General features: G+C 58.0%; 24 protein-coding genes. 8 read left to right on the top strand and 16 right to left on the bottom strand.

What is annotated here, in order from left to right; translation table 11 throughout:
• Nucleotides 1-88: 88 nt before the first annotated feature.
• The gene (locus HMPREF1257_RS10010; RefSeq protein ID WP_034659645.1) at nucleotides 89-883 is read left to right on the top strand and encodes a siderophore-interacting protein; all 795 of its coding nucleotides are present in this window, start codon (nucleotides 89-91) and stop codon (nucleotides 881-883) included.
• A gap of 71 nt (nucleotides 884-954) precedes the next feature.
• Here the strand turns inward: HMPREF1257_RS10010 and rpsQ are convergent, their stop codons facing one another.
• From rpsQ to rpsJ, 11 genes are read right to left on the bottom strand one after another with little or no spacing between them, the layout of a single operon-like run.
• Nucleotides 955-1,263 (bottom strand): 30S ribosomal protein S17, encoded by a 309-nt coding sequence (gene rpsQ / locus HMPREF1257_RS10005; protein WP_023025182.1) that lies wholly within the window; start codon nucleotides 1,261-1,263, stop codon nucleotides 955-957.
• Nucleotides 1,264-1,265: 2 nt separating this feature from the next.
• Nucleotides 1,266-1,496, bottom strand: a complete 231-nt coding sequence (gene rpmC, locus HMPREF1257_RS10000; protein WP_005276944.1) for a 50S ribosomal protein L29 — start codon at nucleotides 1,494-1,496, stop codon at nucleotides 1,266-1,268.
• On the bottom strand, nucleotides 1,496-1,912 hold the full coding sequence (gene rplP, locus HMPREF1257_RS09995) for a 50S ribosomal protein L16 (protein ID WP_005276943.1): 417 nt from the start codon (nucleotides 1,910-1,912) through the stop codon (nucleotides 1,496-1,498). The genes rpmC and rplP overlap by 1 nt, the downstream gene beginning before the upstream one ends.
• 3 nt (nucleotides 1,913-1,915) lie before the next feature.
• Entirely contained in the window at nucleotides 1,916-2,662 is a 747-nt protein-coding gene (gene rpsC / locus HMPREF1257_RS09990; RefSeq protein ID WP_023025181.1) for a 30S ribosomal protein S3, read from the bottom strand.
• Complete coding sequence (gene rplV, locus HMPREF1257_RS09985; RefSeq protein WP_023025180.1) at nucleotides 2,662-3,024, bottom strand: 50S ribosomal protein L22; 363 nt, start codon at nucleotides 3,022-3,024, stop codon at nucleotides 2,662-2,664. The genes rpsC and rplV overlap by 1 nt, the downstream gene beginning before the upstream one ends.
• A gap of 3 nt (nucleotides 3,025-3,027) precedes the next feature.
• Nucleotides 3,028-3,306 (bottom strand): 30S ribosomal protein S19, encoded by a 279-nt coding sequence (rpsS, locus tag HMPREF1257_RS09980; RefSeq protein WP_005276936.1) that lies wholly within the window; start codon nucleotides 3,304-3,306, stop codon nucleotides 3,028-3,030.
• 13 nt (nucleotides 3,307-3,319) lie between these two features.
• Nucleotides 3,320-4,156 (bottom strand): 50S ribosomal protein L2, encoded by an 837-nt coding sequence (rplB, locus tag HMPREF1257_RS09975; protein ID WP_005276935.1) that lies wholly within the window; start codon nucleotides 4,154-4,156, stop codon nucleotides 3,320-3,322.
• 35 nt (nucleotides 4,157-4,191) lie between these two features.
• On the bottom strand, nucleotides 4,192-4,494 hold the full coding sequence (rplW, locus tag HMPREF1257_RS09970) for a 50S ribosomal protein L23 (RefSeq protein ID WP_005276934.1): 303 nt from the start codon (nucleotides 4,492-4,494) through the stop codon (nucleotides 4,192-4,194).
• Entirely contained in the window at nucleotides 4,494-5,147 is a 654-nt protein-coding gene (gene rplD / locus HMPREF1257_RS09965; protein WP_023025179.1) for a 50S ribosomal protein L4, read from the bottom strand. The genes rplW and rplD overlap by 1 nt, the downstream gene beginning before the upstream one ends.
• Nucleotides 5,144-5,800, bottom strand: coding sequence for a 50S ribosomal protein L3 (gene rplC, locus HMPREF1257_RS09960; protein WP_023025178.1), 657 nt, complete (start codon nucleotides 5,798-5,800; stop codon nucleotides 5,144-5,146). The genes rplD and rplC overlap by 4 nt, the downstream gene beginning before the upstream one ends.
• Before the next feature lie 23 nt (nucleotides 5,801-5,823).
• Entirely contained in the window at nucleotides 5,824-6,129 is a 306-nt protein-coding gene (gene rpsJ, locus HMPREF1257_RS09955; RefSeq protein WP_003848085.1) for a 30S ribosomal protein S10, read from the bottom strand.
• Between the two features lie 711 nt (nucleotides 6,130-6,840).
• On the opposite strand from rpsJ, the gene HMPREF1257_RS09950 reads away from it, so the two are divergent.
• The 6 genes from HMPREF1257_RS09950 to amaP are packed head-to-tail and all read left to right on the top strand — an operon-like array spanning nucleotide 6,841 to nucleotide 10,127.
• A complete protein-coding gene (locus HMPREF1257_RS09950) occupies nucleotides 6,841-7,320 on the top strand; it encodes an Asp23/Gls24 family envelope stress response protein (protein ID WP_005276899.1) in 480 nt (159 codons plus the stop codon).
• Nucleotides 7,321-7,325: 5 nt separating this feature from the next.
• Nucleotides 7,326-7,673, top strand: coding sequence for a hypothetical protein (locus HMPREF1257_RS09945; protein WP_023025177.1), 348 nt, complete (start codon nucleotides 7,326-7,328; stop codon nucleotides 7,671-7,673).
• 2 nt (nucleotides 7,674-7,675) lie between these two features.
• On the top strand, nucleotides 7,676-7,870 hold the full coding sequence (locus HMPREF1257_RS09940) for a hypothetical protein (protein ID WP_023025176.1): 195 nt from the start codon (nucleotides 7,676-7,678) through the stop codon (nucleotides 7,868-7,870).
• Nucleotides 7,870-9,000 carry an Asp23/Gls24 family envelope stress response protein gene (locus HMPREF1257_RS09935; protein WP_023025175.1) on the top strand — a complete coding sequence of 377 codons (1,131 nt, stop codon included), beginning with the start codon at nucleotides 7,870-7,872 and terminating at the stop codon, nucleotides 8,998-9,000. Before HMPREF1257_RS09940 ends, HMPREF1257_RS09935 begins: the two co-directional genes overlap by 1 nt.
• Nucleotides 8,993-9,559 carry a DUF6286 domain-containing protein gene (locus HMPREF1257_RS09930; protein ID WP_023025174.1) on the top strand — a complete coding sequence of 189 codons (567 nt, stop codon included), beginning with the start codon at nucleotides 8,993-8,995 and terminating at the stop codon, nucleotides 9,557-9,559. The genes HMPREF1257_RS09935 and HMPREF1257_RS09930 overlap by 8 nt, the downstream gene beginning before the upstream one ends.
• Nucleotides 9,552-10,127 carry an alkaline shock response membrane anchor protein AmaP gene (gene amaP / locus HMPREF1257_RS09925; RefSeq protein WP_023025173.1) on the top strand — a complete coding sequence of 192 codons (576 nt, stop codon included), beginning with the start codon at nucleotides 9,552-9,554 and terminating at the stop codon, nucleotides 10,125-10,127. The genes HMPREF1257_RS09930 and amaP overlap by 8 nt, the downstream gene beginning before the upstream one ends.
• On the opposite strand, the gene HMPREF1257_RS09920 is transcribed toward amaP, so the two are convergent.
• A complete protein-coding gene (locus tag HMPREF1257_RS09920) occupies nucleotides 10,116-10,814 on the bottom strand; it encodes a hypothetical protein (protein WP_023025172.1) in 699 nt (232 codons plus the stop codon). The genes amaP and HMPREF1257_RS09920 overlap by 12 nt on opposite strands.
• A 360-nt stretch (nucleotides 10,815-11,174) precedes the next feature.
• On the opposite strand from HMPREF1257_RS09920, the gene HMPREF1257_RS09915 reads away from it, so the two are divergent.
• Nucleotides 11,175-12,392, top strand: coding sequence for an ABC transporter family substrate-binding protein (locus HMPREF1257_RS09915; protein ID WP_023025171.1), 1,218 nt, complete (start codon nucleotides 11,175-11,177; stop codon nucleotides 12,390-12,392).
• Between the two features lie 297 nt (nucleotides 12,393-12,689).
• On the opposite strand, the gene tuf is transcribed toward HMPREF1257_RS09915, so the two are convergent.
• From tuf to rpsL, 4 genes are all read right to left on the bottom strand, one after another.
• Nucleotides 12,690-13,880 (bottom strand): elongation factor Tu, encoded by a 1,191-nt coding sequence (gene tuf, locus HMPREF1257_RS09910; protein WP_023025170.1) that lies wholly within the window; start codon nucleotides 13,878-13,880, stop codon nucleotides 12,690-12,692.
• Nucleotides 13,881-14,269: 389 nt separating this feature from the next.
• A complete protein-coding gene (gene fusA, locus HMPREF1257_RS09905; RefSeq protein ID WP_023016729.1) occupies nucleotides 14,270-16,399 on the bottom strand; it encodes an elongation factor G in 2,130 nt (709 codons plus the stop codon).
• 319 nt (nucleotides 16,400-16,718) lie between these two features.
• Complete coding sequence (rpsG, locus tag HMPREF1257_RS09900) at nucleotides 16,719-17,186, bottom strand: 30S ribosomal protein S7 (protein ID WP_023025169.1); 468 nt, start codon at nucleotides 17,184-17,186, stop codon at nucleotides 16,719-16,721.
• Nucleotides 17,187-17,192: 6 nt separating this feature from the next.
• Nucleotides 17,193-17,564: a 30S ribosomal protein S12 gene (rpsL, locus tag HMPREF1257_RS09895; protein ID WP_005276879.1), complete on the bottom strand. Its 372-nt coding sequence runs from the start codon at nucleotides 17,562-17,564 to the stop codon at nucleotides 17,193-17,195.
• Nucleotides 17,565-17,700 lie beyond the last annotated feature (136 nt).

Genomic DNA, 17,700 nt, shown 5'->3' with positions numbered 1-17,700 from the left:
CATCTTAGACCTCGGTTTAGCGCTTAGGCAAGCCTTAACTTTGTAGGAGTATGTTGGATGCATGAACTCTTCCCTACAATCGTCGCCGATGCCTGAACACGAATTAATTCCCGTTACCCTAACCGCCAATGATCAAATCCGGCCGCGGCTGCACCGCTTGACGCTTCATTCCGAGGCGTTCAGGACGTATCAGTTCGCCGGCCCCGATGAATTCTTTGGCCTCGTTATGCCGCAATCCGGGCAAGAATTTACGCCGTTCCCCGTCGATGGGGTCAATATCCGGGCGGCGGTGGCCGCTATAGACGAAGAAACTCGGCCCGATTTGCGCTGGTACACCATCCGGGCGCTCCATCCTGAGGACGCCACGGTTGATGTGGACGTAGTCACCCACGGTGACTCCGGGCCCGGTTCGCGGTGGATTCTCCGCGCGCAGCCCGGCGATACAGCGGGATTCTTTACCTGCAACGAGCTGTGGCGGCCAACCGAGGCGGCGCAGCTATTAGTCGCCGATTCCTCCGCCCTACCAGCCCTGCGGCATATCCTCTCCTACCAAGAGGTCCATGACCCGGCGATGCTCGCCCGTACCGACGTTATGGCCGTGGTAACTAGCGATGACGAGGTAGAGCCTGGGCTTGCTGCCAGGTGGGAGGCGAGCGTACGCAGCCTGCGCGTGATTCGCACCGAGCCGCATCAGGAGGCGGATTCTGTTGTTGCCGCGCTGAAAGCAGATTATGACGGTGCGCCGATACCTGGGTACGTGTGGGTCTCAGGCGAGGGGGAGTTGGCAAAAAAGGTCCGGGGCCTCGCGGTCAAAGACTGGGGCCTTGCTACCGACGACGTCACCTGGGTGCCCTATTGGTTCTATGGAAGGGCCCGACCGTAAGAGCTCTAAAACAGCGAGAGGCCCCTGCGCCGAACCATGTGGTCCGGTACAAGGGCTGCGCTGGCTAGGGTTTACTTAGCCTTCTCGATGATCTTTACGAGACGGAAGTGCTTGTCCTTGGACAGCGGGCGGGTCTCAGCGATACGTACGAGGTCGCCTACGCCTGCGGTTTCTTCCTCATCGTGCGCCTTAACCTTCTTGTTAGAGCGCATGATCTTGCCGTACAGAGCGTGCTGCTTGCGGTCTTCCAACTCGACGACGATGGTCTTGGACATCTTGTCCGAGACGACGTAGCCGGTGCGGACCTTAGGAGCACCCTTGACCTTCTCCTTCTTCGGAGTTGGTCCCTTCTTGGATTCAGTCACGTTAGCCTCACTCATGATTAAGCCTCAGCTCCCGGAGCGACAGACAGGCCCAGCTCGCGCTCGCGCAGAACGGTGTAGATGCGGGCAATGTCGCGCTTAACCGTGCCGATGCGGCGGTTGTTGGTCAGCTGGCCGGTGGCCTTCTGGAAACGAAGGTTGAACAGTTCTTCCTTCGCATCCTTCAGACGGGTTTCCAGCTCTGCGTTGTCGAGCTCACGGAACTCGTGGGCGGGGGTACCGGTTGCCATTAGAACTGGTCCTCCTTCTTGATGATGCGGACCTTGCAAGGAAGCTTCTGGCCAGCGCGGCGCAGAGCCTCGATTGCAACAGCCTCAGTTGGGTAGCTCATCTCGAAAAGTACGCGGCCAGGCTTCACGTTAGCCACCCACTTCTCAACCGGGCCCTTACCGGAACCCATACGAACACCGAGCGGCTTCTGGGTCAACGGACGGTCCGGGAAAATGTTGATCCACACCTTGCCACCACGCTTGACGTGGCGGTTGATGGCAATACGTGCGGCCTCAATCTGACGGTTGGTGATGTACGCAGGCTCCAGTGCCTGGATTGCGTAATCGCCGAAGTTAATGCGGTTTCCGCCCTTGGACACGCCACGACGGCTCGGGCGGTGCTGACGGCGGTACTTAACACGCTTAGGAATCAGCATGGATTAGCCCTCCTGCTTCTGCTGTGCACGCTGGCGGCGCTGGCTACCGCGGCGGGAGCGACCATTGCGGTCACCACGGCCACGGCCCTGTGCCGGAGCGTTCAGTTCGGACTCGCGTACGCCACCGACGACGTCACCCTTGTAGATCCACACCTTGATGCCGATGCGGCCGAAGGTGGTGTGGGCCTCTGCGGTGCCGTAGTCGATCTCGGCGCGAAGAGTGTGCAGCGGAACGCGGCCCTCGTGGTAGCGCTCAACGCGGGACATTTCTGCACCGCCCAGGCGACCGGACAGCAGAATCTTGATGCCCTTGACCTGTGGCTGGCGCATAGCGGACTGGATAGCCTTGCGCATTGCACGACGGAATGCGACGCGGTTAACCAGCTGCTCCGCGATGGAGTGAGCAACCAGGGTTGCGTTTGCGTCTACCTGCTTGACCTCGAGAATGTTGAGGGCAACCATCTTACCGGTGAGCTTTTCCAGCTCGCGGCGGATGCGGTCAGCCTCAGCACCGCGGCGGCCAATCACAATGCCCGGGCGGGCGGTGTGAATGTCCACGCGGACGCGGTCACGGGTGCGCTCGATAACGATGTCGGCGATGCCGGCACGCTCGAGGCCCTTGTTGAGGTAGTTACGAATCTTGATGTCTTCGGCTACGTAGTTCGCGTAGTCCTTATCCGCGAACCAGTGGGTCTTCCAGTCGGAAGTGATGCCCAAACGTAGGCCGTGAGGATGGATCTTCTGGCCCATTACTTGGCCCCTTCCTGCTGGCTTTCGACAACCACGGTGATGTGGCTGGTGCGCTTACGAATCATGAATGCACGCCCCTGTGCACGCGGCTGGAAACGACGCATGGTCGGGCCCTCGTTGGCGTATGCCTCGGAGATGACCAAGGTGCGTGGGTCGAGGCCGAAGTTGTTCTCAGCGTTAGCGGCTGCGGAAGCAACGACCTTTGCAACTGGCGTGGAAGCACCCTGCGGTGCGTACTTTAGGATTGCCAAAGCTTCGCTTACGGACTTGCCGCGGACCAGATCGAGCACACGACGTGCCTTCATCGGGGTAACGCGGACGTAGCGGGCCGTGGCGGATGCGGAGGTGATGGTCTCACTCATCGCTTATCGACGTCCCTTCTTGTCATCCTTGACGTGACCCTTAAAGGTCTTGGTTGGTGCAAACTCGCCCAACTTGTGGCCGACCATGGAGTCCTCGATGAAGACCGGCACATGCTTGCGGCCGTCGTGGACGGCGAAGGTGTGTCCGATGAAATCGGGGAGAATGGTCGAGCGGCGAGACCAGGTCTTGATGACCTGCTTGGTGCCTGCATCGTTTTGAGCATCCACCTTGTTGAGGAGGTGCTCATCGACGAACGGGCCTTTCTTAAGGCTGCGTGGCATTGTTTACCTCCTCTTAGCGCTTCTTGTTCGGGCGACGACGGCGCACGATCATGTTGTTGGAGTAACGGTTCGGGTTGCGGGTGCGACCCTCCTTGTGACCCCATGGGGACACTGGGTGGCGACCACCGGAGGTCTTACCCTCACCACCACCGTGTGGGTGGTCAACCGGGTTCATAACGACACCGCGGACGGTCGGGCGAACGCCCTTCCAACGCATGCGGCCGGCCTTGCCCCAGCGGATGTTCATCTGCTCGGCGTTGCCAACTTCACCAACCGTTGCGCGGCAACGGATGTCCACGCGGCGGATCTCAGAAGACGGCATACGCAGAACGGCGTACTTCCCTTCCTTACCCAGCAGCTGGATGGAAGCACCAGCAGAGCGAGCCAGCTTAGCGCCAGCGCCCGGCTTGAGCTCAACAGCGTGGATGGTCGAACCGGTTGGGATGTTGCGCAGCGGCAGGTTGTTGCCCACCTTGATATCTGCGTTCGGGCCGGACTCGACAACAGCACCCTGCTTCAGGCCCTTCGGTGCGATGATGTAGCGCTTCTCGCCATCTACATAGTGCAGCAAAGCAATGTTTGCGGTGCGGTTCGGGTCGTACTCGATGTGAGCGACCTTTGCCGGAATGCCGTCCTTGTCGTTACGACGGAAGTCGATCAGACGGTAACGGCGCTTGTGGCCACCGCCGATGTGGCGGGTGGTGATGCGGCCGTAGTTATTACGACCACCGGTTTTGCTCAGCGGGCGCAGCAGGGACTTCTCCGGAGTCGAGCGAGTGATCTCGTCGAACTCAGATACGGAGGATGCGCGGCGACCCGGAGTTGTCGGCTTGTACTTACGAATAGCCATAATTCTTCCTTTTCCTTTCGGCTCTCCGGTGGCGCTTAAGCGCCTGCGCCGAAGACGTCGATGGAGTCGCTGCCTTCACGGAGCGTCACGTATGCGCGCTTGGTGGACTTACGCTGACCGAAGCCGGTGCGGGTGCGCTTGCGCTTACCTGCACGGTTTACGGTATTCACGGAGTCGACCTTCACGTCAAAGATCTGCTCGACGGCATCTTTAATCTGGGACTTGTTGGAGTCTGGGGAGACGAAGAACGTGTAGACGTTCTGCTCCATCAGACCGTAGGACTTCTCAGATACAACCGGGGCGATGATGACATCGCGCGGGTTAGAAATCTTAGCCATTAGTTCTCCTCCTTATCCGCGCCGGTAGCGCGAGTGATGAAGGTGTGTAGCGCCTCAACGGAGAACACAACGTCATCGGAGTAGAGAACGTCGTAGGTGTTGAGCTGACCGGCGTGCAGGATCTGAACGTTCGGCAGGTTATTAGCGCTACGACGGGCGTTGATGTCCTCGCGGCCGATAACCAGCAGCACGTTGTCGCGCTCGGTCAGGGACTCGAGGAAGGCCTTAGCCGCCTTGGTGGACGGCTTCTGGCCAGGTACCAACTCTTCGATGACATGGATGCGCTCGTTGCGAGCACGGTCAGACAACGCACCGAAGAGAGCAGCCTTGATCATCTTCTTAGGGGTGCGCTGTGCGTAGCTACGTGGCTGCGGGCCGTGGACGGTGCCACCGCCGGTGTAGTGCGGCGCACGGATGGAACCCTGGCGCGCACGACCGGTGCCCTTCTGGCGGAAAGGCTTGCGACCACCACCGCGGACGTCGCCGCGGGTCTTGGTGGCGTGGGTGCCCTGACGAGCAGCAGCAAGCTGTGCGTTGACTACCTGGTGCATCAGAGCAACGGATGCCTCGGTGTCAAAGATTTCAGCCGGCAGGTCCACGGAGCCATTGGTCTTACCTTCGGAGGTGTGGACGTCTAGCTTGAGGTTGCTCATGCGTGTGCACCGCCCTTCACTGCGGTCTTAACGGTGACGAGGCCACCGCGCGCACCAGGGATAGCACCCTTGATGAGCAGCAGGTTGGACTCGACATCGACTTTCTGAATCTTCAGGTTTTGGGTCGTCACGCGGTCGTGGCCCATGCGGCCAGCCATGCGCTTGCCCTTGAAGACGCGGCCAGGGGTAGCAGCGCCACCGATACCACCAACGCGGCGGTGAGCGGCCTGGTTACCGTGAGCTGCGCCCTGACCCTGGAAGCCGTGGCGCTTCATAGCACCAGCGTAGCCGTGGCCCTTGGTCTGGCCGGTGACGTCAACGAAAGTGATGTCTTCGAAGATGTCTACCTTGACCTCTTGGCCAACCTCGTATGCGGAGGTGTCGTCCATGCGGATTTCCGCAACGTGACGACGCGGGGTTACGCCAGCCTTTTTGAAGTGACCAGACTCAGGCTTGTTTGCCTTGCGTGGGTCAATCTCGCCAAAGGCGATTTGGATGGCGCTGTAGCCATCGGTTTCGGGGGTGCGAATCTGGGTGACAACGCATGGCCCTGCTTCAACGACGGTAACCGGAACAACGCGGTTTTCGTCGTCGAAGACCTGGGTCATGCCGAGCTTCTTGCCCAGAATGCCCTTGATCTCGTTTTCACTCATTATTAGTTCTCCACCAAAGTCGCTTACTGGATGTTCACGTCGACGCTTGCCGGAAGATCGATGCGCATCAAAGCATCAACGGTCTTCGGGGTCGGGTCGAGAATATCGATCAGGCGCTTGTGCGTGCGCATCTCGAAGTGCTCGCGAGAGTCCTTGTACTTGTGCGGAGAACGAATAACTGCGTACACGTTCTTCTCGGTTGGGAGCGGCACTGGGCCAACTACACGAGCACCCGTACGGGTAACGGTCTCGACGATCTTCTTTGCAGAAGCGTCGATTGCCTCGTGGTCATAGGCCTTCAGCCGAATGCGGATCTTTTGTCCCGCCACGCTTATCCTCTTCCTCGCTTCCCCACTTTCACATTCCCGGCGTTTCCGGGGCGTGAAGCGGTGGGAAATTGCTTCTCGATTTCTCTATAACGTTGTCCGGGCCTGGGGCCTGACACAACGCCAGTGGTCTGACTGTCATGACAACCAAGAGATACAGCACATGGCAAATGCCAGTCTGCAGTGCTCCTGACGGGGCACAAGACCCGTAGTCAAAGTATTGTGAAGAGGACGGTTTTCACGCATTACACGTGGAGAGTGTCCTATTCGCTAACTGCCGCTGTTTATTTGCCATGCCCCTTCTCCGGTCCATCGTCTCGGGGTGTCTCTGCTCTAGCGCGGACCTAGCCCGATCGGATGACCTTCCAGTCTGTGTTTCAGGAAAATCCTGATCCACGGTGACAACGAAGGTGTCATGTTCGCTTTACCAGCTCAGCGTCTCGCCGATATGCACCGTGTCTAAGACGGTGCGTTACCGGTTCGCGCTGCCCTGTTAAAGCAACCTAAATATTTAAGCACGATGGGCTGGTGTTTTTCAAACCATCCCAGCAATAGTGCCAATAATCACGTTTTGGTAAATATTGTTGTCCCAGACCCCACGTGTGGTTAAGCGGTAGGTACGCTCAAGGAAGGATTTTGAACCGCTGGTTCTTGGTCCTTCAATTTCATATTGCGACCATGCAAGTCAATATTTAAGGAAAGGCCTTAAAGACCATGTCTGAGAACAACACTCCTGCAAAGCACTCTGAGAACAACGTTGCCGCTTCTGAAGAGCGCGAGGTAAACAACAACCTGGAGACTCAGTACGGCACCACCACCATTGATGACGTCGTTGTTTCCAAGATCGCTGGCATTGCAGCCCGCGAAGTTTCCGGCGTTGACTCCCTCGGTGGCGGCGGCGCTCGCATGATGGGCACCATCCGCGAGTCCTTCGGTGCATCCGAGGACGTACGCCAGGGTGTTGACGTAGAGGTAGAAAACGGCTCCGCAAAGATCGAGATCGCCATCACCGCTGAGTACGGTGTTGCTATCCACGAGCTGGCTGAGGCAATCCGCCGCAACATCATGAACGCTGTCGAGCGCATGACCGGCCTGACCGTAGAACGCGTTGATGTTGTTGTTCACAACGTCAAGCTGCCGAAGGAAGACTCCGAGTCTGAAGAGCAGGCTGCACTGAACCAGGGCCAGGCATAAGAGCAATGCCTGAACCCCGAGCACAATTTGAGCTCGAGGTAAGCCACGCTCACGCAATTGCGGAAGCGGTGCAAAAGCTCAACGGTGTCGCGGGCCTTGACGGCGGACCCTACGGCTCGGTGAGCCTACTCTTCCCGGGCGAAAGGGTTACCGGCATGCGCCGGCCCGATCCCCGCGACGATCGCCACCTGCAAATCAACGTCCGTGTTGATATCAGTGCGCAGCCTGATCTGTACCGCCTAGCGGAAGAAATCCGCTCGGCCGCCCGCAAGGCATGTACGGAGCTGGAACGCGTCGACGTTGAGTTTTCTGACGCCGTAGATGGCTTATCCGCTGCTCCCTCGAAGGATTAGATATGAAGAATTACACCACATTGGGCATTGTTATCGGCCTACTACTTGCCTTCTTTTTGTACTTAGGTTGGGGTTGGACGCTGCTCGCCGTGCTGCTTGCTGCCGTCGGTGGCCTCTTGGGCTCCCACTTTGATGGCCGCATCGACCTCAGCGCTGTGTGGAATGGCCTCATTGGCAAGGAGAAAGGCCAAGGCTAATGTCAGAAGGTTCCACTAAGGGCCACACGCGTTTCTCGCTGCGGACCATGGAACGAATCGTGACCGCCGCAATTGCTAGCGTGCCTGGCACAAAAGATTTAGATGCCAAGCTTGCTGGCATTGGCGGACGCGGTTATCCACGGGTTTCGGTACAGATGGATCCAGAGCGTGAAGTCGCTGCCGTGAGCGCGACCATCGCTGTGGTGTGGCCGTCTCCGGTTACCGCAGTCGCGGAAAGTACGCGTGCCGCCATTTCAGAGGCTATTGCTGCCCATACCGGCTATTCCACCACCCGCGTTAATGTCACCGTCGGTGAATCGGTTCCGGATACCCGGGTTACCGCAGAACAGCTTGCGCAGCGTCCTGCCTCTTCAGCTTTTACCCCGGAGGTCAGTCCTTCTACCGTGACCCAACCCGTTACTCATGACTCGGTCGAAGTGCGAAGCATCGAGACTCCGGAAGAAGCCACGGTTCGCAACGTCGACACCCCGCAAGAGGCGGAAATCCGCGAAATTTCTTCTGGAAAGGAAGTTGCTGTTCGCGGAGTATCGACGCCCTCTGGTGACACGCCAGTGCGCTCCGTCGATACGCCGCGAGAAGCATCGGTGCGCAGCATTTCCGCTGCTCTTCCAGACCACCAGCTGCTAGAAATAAGCGCTCCAGAAGATCACGAACCGCGTCGCATCGTCGAACCACGCCCAGAGCAGGTACGCAGCGTTCGCGCTCCGCGCCCTGGCAGGTTGCTTCCGAGCGGACAGGTACGCCCCTTTGTCAAAAAGGCAAAGGTCTCTGTTCCCCGTCCGCAGCCTTTGCGCAAAATCGAGATCGACAATTCAGAACAGAAAAAGCGCGTTCGCATTGCCCGCCCGGCTCCCCTGCGCAAGGTGCAGCCACCGCGCCCGCAGCCGCTGCGCAAGATCAAGATCGACAATTCCCGAAGCGAGCAACGCGTGCGGACCGTTAGGCCCGCGTCCCTGCGCAAGGTTCAGACCCCGCGTCAGGAACCGCTAAAGCGCATTGAGGTATCGCCAGCTAGCCAGCGCCCGTTGCACGTCTATGCGCCACGGCCTGAGCCGCTGCGTGCCATTTCCGTTACCCCGTACCACGAGCAAGGAGGCAATAATGGCTGAAATGAATTTGCCTGAGCATTTCGGGCAGCGGCCCAAGGCGTCTCCTGCAGTGCGCACGTGGACCGTAATTCTGGGTTTCGTTCTGCTTGCCATTGGCATTGTGGGCGTCCGCGAAACCTGGCTTGTCGGAGCAGATGCCAATGCCCAATCGTGGGTTCAGCCGGTCCTTGATCTTATTGCCACCGAGCAATTAGAGACGTGGATGATCTGGGCTGGCGTGGCTTCCATCGTGGTTGGTCTCATCTTTGTATTCGCTGCGGTAAAGACCCGTCGCAATACCCACACCCAGGTCGCTTCCGAGTCCGCTTCCATGTGGATGCGGCCAGTCGATGTCGCGCGATTGAGCTCTGCTGCAGCACGCCGTGTTCCGGGAGTTGCTTCCGCGCAGACTTCGGCGGATACCAAGAGCGCGAAGGTCACCGTTAATGGCGATGAGCAAGACGCCGATTTGCCTGGGCGCGTGGAAAAGGCTGTCACCCGCGCTTTAGAGGTCCTTGCAGACCCACCCAAGGTCACCGTAGCCGTAGAGAAGATTCCGGAGATGGATAATCATGTCTAAAAAGCTTGCTACCTTTGACCGAATCCTCCTCGGCTTGCTTGGAATTATCCTCATCGCGCTAGGTGTATGGCCGATCCTCATTAACTTCAATGTGGAATTTGCTGAGTACTTGGCCGAGTGGGTAGACCACGATACGTGGCGCACTTTGGGCGATAATAATTGGTGGGTGTGGGTCTTGGCTGGCGCCTCTGCCCTGCTGCTCATCATTGGCTTGTGGCTCATCGTCGTGAACCTTCGTCACCGCCGCTTTAATAATGTGGAATCCGCAGCCTCCAATGAACAAGGCGCAATCTCTGCATCCATGAACGCCATCGCCACCGCGGTGGCCAAGGATCTGGACTCGCTCGATGGAGTGGAACGCGTAGACCGCTTGGTTGCATACGACCGCGCCCGCCCAACGCTGCAGTACACGGTGGTTGCTAACCCAGATACCCCGCTGGAGAGACTGACTGATGCTGTGGAGACCAATGAACGCGACTTCCGGGAGGCTTTCCCAAACGCTGACTTGGATACCAGCTATAAGCTGCACTTCACCAAGGTTAAGCCGATGAAGGATTTAGCTGAATAAGGGGTTTGGGGTCTCAGCAACAAGGACCTCAACCACCTTGCCCAATCGCGCATAATCGCCGCCCTCGAGGAGTACTTCCAGCTCCTCGCCGGGGCGGCATTTTTCTATCCTTTTCCACGCATAATCGCGGGCCACCACCCGCCGATTCTCCTTATGAAAGAGATGCAATCCGTGGTCTAGAACTGCAATCGCGTCCTCGAAGCGGAGGACATAGACAAAGTCACCCAACTCGTAGCGTTTAAGGCCGCTGAGTTCTGGTAGCCGGTCAGCCAAGCGCATGATGCTGGAGACGATTCCAAGACGGTGCTCAAAGCCCTCAGTATCCGTAACCACAAAGGGCCGGCCAGGCCCTGTTGGCCTAATGGCGCTATATGGCCACACTACTGGCTGAGTATTCGCGCGGCGAACAATGATATGAGAGGCATCGGCGGTGATGCGGCAGGTCGGGGCATCGCTAAGCACGAGCCACACACCTGTGCCCACACGGCCATCCTCGAGGGGCAATAACGGCGGGTGAACTTCGGCCTGCCGCTCAAGTTCGGCGACCAACTCCGCGTCGCTCACGCCCCAGCCGATGCCCCGGTTGGCCAATAAGGCAAAAAGCGTAGGCAGGCTCAGATCGGGCTGGCCCTCCCATGCCGTGCGCAGCGCCGCCAAGGTCGGGTCAATGCGAGTGGGATCTTCCATAAGGGTCTAGCCTACCGAGCCCTTGCACCCTAATACAGCCACAGGGGATCGCCCCGCCCTGGTCGATCGGTTACCCCCGTTGTCACTTATTTTCAGGTAAGCGTTCCTTATAACTGTTAAACAATTCAGGTTTTTAAATCTGCAGCTGAATCCCATTTTTCTTATTAGCACCCTAAGTGCCTACACTGAAATAATACCTGTCGCTTGATTGGCGATGTACATCACGAGGCTACGTGCATTGTGCGCTCGCTTATATCTTATTAGATTGGTCACATCAACGATGACGCAACCTTCAACGATGGCACCCCCATTGACTAGACCGCTTTCGAGAACACCTGGCGCTTCAACAACGGCAAGGACATGAACGTCCAGGTCAACTCCACCGATGGTTACGATCTGATCGAATACGTGGAGAAGGGTGAAAACGACAAGGAGGCCGTCGTTACCTTTGAGGGTCCATACCCATGGTGGCAGGGACTTTTCAACGACATCCTGCACCCAGCGATCGATACCGCCGAGAAGTTTGACCAGGAGTACCTGGGTAAGCTCAACCCACAGTACGGTGCGGGCCCATTCAAGGTAGAAAACGCCGACTTCCGCGGCGGCACCGTATCCTTCGTTCCTAACGAAAAGTGGTGGGGCGATGAACCGAAGCTGGATAAGGTCAGCTACCGCGCGATGGAGTCCCAGGCAACCATCAACGCCTTCCAGGCTGGCGAAATCGACGCTGCCGGTGTAGGCATCAAGAACAACCTCACCATCGCCGCAGATATGGGCGATTCCATCGACGTCCGTGCAGCCACCCGCCCGGCTAGCATCCTGTTCACCTTGAACTCCAAGGCACCGCAGCTGGCTGATAAGGATGTTCGCCACGCAGTCTTTGCAGCCATCGACCGCGACCAGCTCGCAGAAATTCGCTACAACGGCCTTGGCTATGAAGAGGAAATGCCTGGCTCCCTGGCACTCTACCCAACCCAGGAAGACTACAAGGACAACCTTTCTGAGGTACTCGAGTACGACGTTGAAGAGGCCAAGAGCCTGCTGGAAGACGCCGGCTACACTCAAGGCGATGATGGCTACTACGGCAAGGACGGCGAAAAGCTTACACTTCGCTACGTGCTTATCGGCGATGACGAGGTCTCCAAGTCAACCGCTGCCGCCGTCCAAAAGATGCTGAAGGACGCGGGCATTGAGCTGAAAATTGAGGAGCGCCCAAGCTCTGATTTCTCCAAGATCGTCAGCGAGCGCGACTTCGACCTCTTGCTCTCCGGCTTCGCGGCAAGTGACCCTTTCGGCCCAGCATTCTTCGGACGGACCTACGCCAGCGACTCCACCCTCAACAAGTCCGGCACCGGTACCGAGGAATTCGATAAAAAGATCGAAGAGATGCAGAAGCTGCCGACCCGCGATGAGCAGATCAAGCGCATCAATGAGCTCGAGTCCGAAGCCTTCGCAGAATACGGAATGCTTCCGTACGCCAACGGCCCACAGATGGTCGGCCTGAAGAAGGGCATCGCCAACATGGGCGCCCCCGGATTCGCCGTCGTCCCTAAGGAAAACATCGGCTGGGAGAAGTAGTCACTACTCCCTCACTAAGTAAAGGCCTTCCCTGCCCGCAGGCACGGAAGGTCTTTCTTTACGTTTTGAGGCTCTCCTGCCTCGTTCGTCCCCCTGTACACCATTCTTGCCACAGACAAAGGCTTAAACACATAACTCGAGCTGTGAATGGTCCACCAGCCCCGAGCGGCAGCACCCACCCGCTCAAGTGCCGGCCGCCACCGCACGGGGAACGCGTCTAGGGATCAAAAAGCCCGCCACACCAACATGCGGTGCAGCGGACTCTTAAAGCTCTACTGAGCGGTTACGAGGCCTCGATTAGTCGAGAACCTTGGTAACGCGGCCAGCGCCGACGGTGCGGGAGCCCTCGCGGATAGCGAAGCGCAGACCCTCGTCCATAGCAACGGGCTGGATGAGCTCAACGGACATCTCAACGTTGTCGCCAGGCATAACCATCTCGGTGCCCTCAGGCAGGTTCACAACACCGGTAACGTCGGTGGTGCGGAAGTAGAACTGAGGACGGTAGTTGTTCATGAACGGGGTGTGGCGGCCGCCCTCGTCCTTCTTCAGGACGTAGACGGAACCCTCGAACTTGGTGTGAGGAGTGTAAGCGCCCGGTTTGATAACAACCTGGCCACGCTCAACGTCCTCACGCTTGGTACCACGCAGAAGCAGACCACAGTTGTCGCCAGCCTCGGTGTAGTCCATCATCTTGCGGAACATCTCGATACCGGTAACGGTGGTGTTCTGGGACTTCTCCTGGATACCGATGATCTCAACGTCCTCGTTGACGTTCAGACGACCGCGCTCAACACGGCCGGTAACAACGGTACCGCGGCCGGTAATGGTGAAGATGTCCTCGATAGGCATCAGGAACGGCTGGTCGGTAGCGCGCTCCGGGTCAGGGATGGAGTTGTCGCAGGCCTCCATCAGGTCAACGATGGACTGTACCCACTTCTCGTCACCCTCGAGTGCCTTCAGAGCGGAGATGTGAACGATAGGAGCTTCCTCATCGTAGTCCTGCTCTGCGAGCAGCTCGGAGATTTCCATCTCCACGAGCTCGATGATTTCCTCATCGTCAACCATGTCGCACTTGTTCAGTGCAACGAGGATGTAAGGAACGCCAACCTGGCGAGCAAGCAGAACGTGCTCGCGGGTCTGCGGCATCGGGCCATCGGTTGCAGCAACAACCAAGATAGCGCCGTCCATCTGAGCTGCGCCGGTAATCATGTTCTTGATGTAGTCGGCGTGGCCCGGGGCGTCAACGTGTGCGTAGTGACGCTTCGGGGTGGAGTACTCCACGTGGGAGATGTTAATGGTAATACCGCGCTCCTTCTCCTCAGGAGCCTTGTCGATCATGTCGAACGCGAATGCCTGGTTCTCCTCAGGGTACTGGTCAGCCAGAACCTTGGTGATCGCTGCGGTGGTGGTGGTCTTGCCGTGGTCGACGTGTCCGATGGTGCCGATGTTCACATGCGGCTTCGTACGCTCGAACTTCTCCTTTGCCACTGTATGTCCTCCTGGACTATATGGTGGCTACGACCTTCGCAGCCACGTGGTTGACAGTTGTCATTGGCACCTGACCCATTGTCTGGGACAAAGCGCTAATGACGCTTTCTTTACGTGCCAGTTACACGATCCTAGATTTATCCCGCGGTTTTTTCAAACCGCCATTATAGGAGGTAACCCCGCGTATTTTCGCGGCCATTTCCCTCAACAAGAGTCTCAAATAAAGGATCCTGGGAGGGTAACGGCCGGCTCAATTCACAACCAATGGTTTTAGCTGCAAACTCAGCCCGCCGCTACCCGGCCCAGTTGCCGCATTTGGCGGTGAGGCTGGCATCTACTGGCAGAGACTACCAGCCCTTAGCCACCGCTTAATGGGCGGGGCGTCGTTATTAGTTAGCGCCGCCGGTGCGCTCTTCGATGATCTCCTGTGCCACGGAGGAAGGAACCTCAGCGTAGGAGTCGAAGACCATGGTGAAGTTAGCGCGGCCTGCGGTGGAAGAACGCAGGTCACCGATGTAGCCGAACATTTCAGACAGCGGAACCTTAGCCTTGACAACCTTGGCGCCGGAACGGTCTTCCATGGCGAAGACCTGGCCACGACGGGAGGAGATATCACCGTTAACGGTGCCCATGTACTCCTCAGGGGTAACAACCTCAACGGCCATCATTGGCTCCAGCAGAACCGGCTTTGCCTTGGCCATAGCTTCCTTGAATACCTGGGAGCCGGCCAGCTTGAAAGCCATCTCGGAGGAGTCAACGTCGTGGTAAGCGCCGTCTTCCAGCGTTGCCTTGATGTTGACCATCGGGAAGCCAGCCAGGTAGCCGTACTGCATTGCATCCTGGATACCAGCATCGACGGAAGGGATGTATTCCTTCGGCACGCGGCCACCGGTCACGGCGTTCTCGAAGGCGTAGGTTGCAGACTCGCCCTCTTCCAAGGTCTCTGGGTCCGGGTTGTACGGCTCGATGGTGCAGATAACCTTTGCGAACTGGCCGGAACCACCGGTCTGCTTCTTGTGGGTGTAGTCGATGGACTCCACCTTGCGGCGAATGGTCTCGCGGTAAGCAACCTGTGGGTTACCGATGTTCGCCTCGACCTTGAACTCGCGCTTCATGCGGTCAACAAGAACGTCGAGGTGGAGCTCGCCCATACCGCCGATAACGGTTTGGCCGGTCTCATCGTCCAACTCAACGGTGAAGGTTGGGTCCTCGGCAGCGAGCTTCTGGATGGCGTTACCCAGCTTCTCCTGGTCGGCCTTGGTCTTCGGCTCGATGGAGACCTTGATAACCGGGTCCGGGAAGTCCATGGACTCAAGAATGATCTGGTCATTCTTGTCACACAGGGTGTCACCGGTGGTGGTTTCCTTCAGACCAACAACGGCGTAGATGTTGCCGGCGTCAGCCTGCTCCACCGGGTTCTCCTTGTTGGCGTGCATCTGGAAGAGCTTACCGATGCGCTCCTTCTTGCCCTTGGTGGAGTTCATGACCTCGGTACCAGGGGTGACCTGGCCGGAGTAAACGCGCACGAAGTTGAGCTGACCGAAGAATGGGTGAGCTGCAATCTTGAAGGACAGTGCGGAGAAGGAAGACTCAACGGAAGGCTTACGGGTAAGCTGCTGGTCCTCATCGCCGACAGCGTGGCCGATAACCTCGCCCACGTCCAGCGGGTTAGGCAGGAAGTCCACAACAGCATCCAGCAGCGGCTGGACACCCTTGTTGCGGTAAGCGGTACCACAGTAGACCGGGTAAATCTCAGAGTTGATGGTCAGCTTGCGGATACCGGCCTTCAGCTCGTCAATGGAGAGCTCTTCGCCGCCGAAGTACTTCTCCATGAGTTCTTCGTCAGACTCTGCAACGGCCTCAACCAGCTGCTCGCGGTACTGCTCAGCCTTTTCCTTGAGGTCCTCAGGGATCTCCTCGTAGGTTGGCTCAGCACCGGTCTCGACCTTGCCGCGCCAGGTGATGGCCTGCATGTTCAGCAGGTCAACAACGCCGTCGAAGTCATCCTCAGCGCCGATAGGCAGCTGCATAACGAGCGGCTTAGCACCCAAGCGCTCAACGATGGTGTCAACGGTGTAGTAGAAGTCTGCGCCCAGCTTGTCCATCTTGTTGACGAAGCAAATGCGCGGAACGTCATACTTGGCAGCCTGGCGCCACACCTGCTCGGACTGCGGCTCCACACCTTCCTTACCGTCGAAGACGGCGACGGCGCCATCGAGGACACGCAGGGAGCGCTCAACCTCAACGGTGAAGTCAACGTGACCCGGGGTGTCAATGATGTTGATCTGGTTGTTGTTCCAGAAACAGGTCACGGCAGCCGAGGTAATGGTGATGCCGCGTTCCTTTTCCTGTGCCATCCAGTCAGTGGTGGATGCACCGTCGTGCGTCTCGCCCACCTTACGGTTGATACCGGTGTAGAAGAGAATACGCTCGGTGGTGGTCGTCTTACCAGCATCGATGTGGGCCATGATGCCAATGTTGCGGACCTTGTTCAGATCCTTGAGCACTTCTTGTGCCACGTTTATACCCCAACTTAATAGTCGTCGACGCCGTGACCAGAAACCTGGCTAAGACGCCTGCATGGATAAGTTCTTGAAAAGTTTGCCATTGTGTGGCCGTGCTAGGTGCCCAGCGGCTCCTAGACTTCCATCGCTTCAGTGTACTGGACACAAAGCGAATGCGCTGGACTAGGCCAGCTGTGCTGGACTAAATCACACCGCGTGCCACCAAAATGGCCTAAGCAAGAGATATGAAGTTTTAATTCGCCGCCGGGAAACCCGGAAATCAGCGCGAAACTCGTTTCTCGTTGCTTAGGCCATTGATGAAGGTGCTTAAAAATTACCAGCGGTAGTGGGCGAAGGCGCGGTTAGCCTCAGCCATCTTGTGGGTATCCTCACGGCGCTTCACGGAAGCACCGAGGCCGTTGGAGGCATCCAGGATCTCGTTGGAGAGACGCTCGATCATGGAGTTCTCGCGACGCTGGCGGGTGAAGGTCACCATCCAGCGCAGTGCCAGGGTGTTGGCACGGTCTGGGCGGACCTCAACCGGCACCTGGTAGGTAGCGCCACCCACACGGCGGGAGCGAACCTCGAGGTCCGGGCGGATGTTGCCCAGGGCCTTTTCCAGGGTGCCAACCGGGTCGGTGCCGGTCTTCTCACGGCAAGCCTCAAGCGCGCCGTAGACGATGCGCTCTGCGGTGGACTTCTTGCCATCCTGGAGAATCTTGTTGACGAGCATGGTTACCTGCTCGGAGTTGTATACCGGGTCCTTTACTACAGGACGCTTCGGAGCAGCATTCTTACGCATTGTTTATTACTGTCCCTTCTTTGCGCCGTAACGGGAACGAGCCTGCTTACGGTCCTTGACGCCCTGGGCATCCAGGGAGCCGCGGATGATCTTGTAACGAACACCTGGAAGGTCCTTCACACGGCCGCCGCGGACGAGGACCATGGAGTGCTCCTGCAGGTTGTGGCCCTCACCTGGGATGTAGGCCGAAACCTCGATACCGCTGGTAAGGCGCACACGGGCAACCTTACGAAGTGCGGAGTTCGGCTTCTTCGGGGTGGTGGTGTACACGCGGGTGCACACGCCACGACGCTGCGGGGAACCCTTCAGCGCAGCGGTAGAGACCTCTTTGCGCTTGGTCTGGCGGCCCTTGCGGACCAGCTGTTGAATAGTTGGCATTAAACAGTCTTTCTGTCGAATTGCACCACTTCTTAAGAAGGGAACCAAACATGCAAAAATAGGCGCTCTTTCCCGGGGCGCTGCCGCATGTCCAGAACTCTTCCCAAGGCGGGTGCCTTGTTAAGGATCAGACTTT

The organism is Corynebacterium sp. KPL1814, from assembly GCF_000478175.1.
Taxonomy (GTDB): domain Bacteria; phylum Actinomycetota; class Actinomycetes; order Mycobacteriales; family Mycobacteriaceae; genus Corynebacterium.
Note: the sequence above shows the minus strand (reverse complement) of the source record. Positions and strands in the feature narration are given on the sequence as shown.

Excerpts from the sequence above, each read along its gene's own strand:
- rpsL (WP_005276879.1), bottom strand. The coding sequence starts at position 17,564 with ATGCCAACTATTCAACAGCTGGTCCGCAAGGGCCGCCAGACCAAGCGC.
- HMPREF1257_RS10010 (WP_034659645.1), top strand. The coding sequence starts at position 89 with ATGCCTGAACACGAATTAATTCCCGTTACCCTAACCGCCAATGATCAA.
- amaP (WP_023025173.1), top strand. The coding sequence starts at position 9,552 with ATGTCTAAAAAGCTTGCTACCTTTGACCGAATCCTCCTCGGCTTGCTT.
- rplV (WP_023025180.1), bottom strand. The coding sequence starts at position 3,024 with ATGAGTGAGACCATCACCTCCGCATCCGCCACGGCCCGCTACGTCCGC.
- rplD (WP_023025179.1), bottom strand. The coding sequence starts at position 5,147 with ATGAGCAACCTCAAGCTAGACGTCCACACCTCCGAAGGTAAGACCAAT.
- rpsG (WP_023025169.1), bottom strand. The coding sequence starts at position 17,186 with ATGCGTAAGAATGCTGCTCCGAAGCGTCCTGTAGTAAAGGACCCGGTA.
- rpsQ (WP_023025182.1), bottom strand. The coding sequence starts at position 1,263 with ATGAGTGAGGCTAACGTGACTGAATCCAAGAAGGGACCAACTCCGAAG.
- rpsS (WP_005276936.1), bottom strand. The coding sequence starts at position 3,306 with ATGCCACGCAGCCTTAAGAAAGGCCCGTTCGTCGATGAGCACCTCCTC.
- HMPREF1257_RS09930 (WP_023025174.1), top strand. The coding sequence starts at position 8,993 with ATGGCTGAAATGAATTTGCCTGAGCATTTCGGGCAGCGGCCCAAGGCG.
- HMPREF1257_RS09935 (WP_023025175.1), top strand. The coding sequence starts at position 7,870 with ATGTCAGAAGGTTCCACTAAGGGCCACACGCGTTTCTCGCTGCGGACC.
- rpmC (WP_005276944.1), bottom strand. The coding sequence starts at position 1,496 with ATGGCAACCGGTACCCCCGCCCACGAGTTCCGTGAGCTCGACAACGCA.
- HMPREF1257_RS09940 (WP_023025176.1), top strand. The coding sequence starts at position 7,676 with ATGAAGAATTACACCACATTGGGCATTGTTATCGGCCTACTACTTGCC.
- HMPREF1257_RS09945 (WP_023025177.1), top strand. The coding sequence starts at position 7,326 with ATGCCTGAACCCCGAGCACAATTTGAGCTCGAGGTAAGCCACGCTCAC.
- rplP (WP_005276943.1), bottom strand. The coding sequence starts at position 1,912 with ATGCTGATTCCTAAGCGTGTTAAGTACCGCCGTCAGCACCGCCCGAGC.
- rplB (WP_005276935.1), bottom strand. The coding sequence starts at position 4,156 with ATGGCTATTCGTAAGTACAAGCCGACAACTCCGGGTCGCCGCGCATCC.
- rplW (WP_005276934.1), bottom strand. The coding sequence starts at position 4,494 with ATGGCTAAGATTTCTAACCCGCGCGATGTCATCATCGCCCCGGTTGTA.
- rpsC (WP_023025181.1), bottom strand. The coding sequence starts at position 2,662 with ATGGGCCAGAAGATCCATCCTCACGGCCTACGTTTGGGCATCACTTCC.
- rplC (WP_023025178.1), bottom strand. The coding sequence starts at position 5,800 with ATGAGTGAAAACGAGATCAAGGGCATTCTGGGCAAGAAGCTCGGCATG.
- HMPREF1257_RS09915 (WP_023025171.1), top strand. The coding sequence starts at position 11,175 with ATGAACGTCCAGGTCAACTCCACCGATGGTTACGATCTGATCGAATAC.
- HMPREF1257_RS09920 (WP_023025172.1), bottom strand. The coding sequence starts at position 10,814 with ATGGAAGATCCCACTCGCATTGACCCGACCTTGGCGGCGCTGCGCACG.
- HMPREF1257_RS09950 (WP_005276899.1), top strand. The coding sequence starts at position 6,841 with ATGTCTGAGAACAACACTCCTGCAAAGCACTCTGAGAACAACGTTGCC.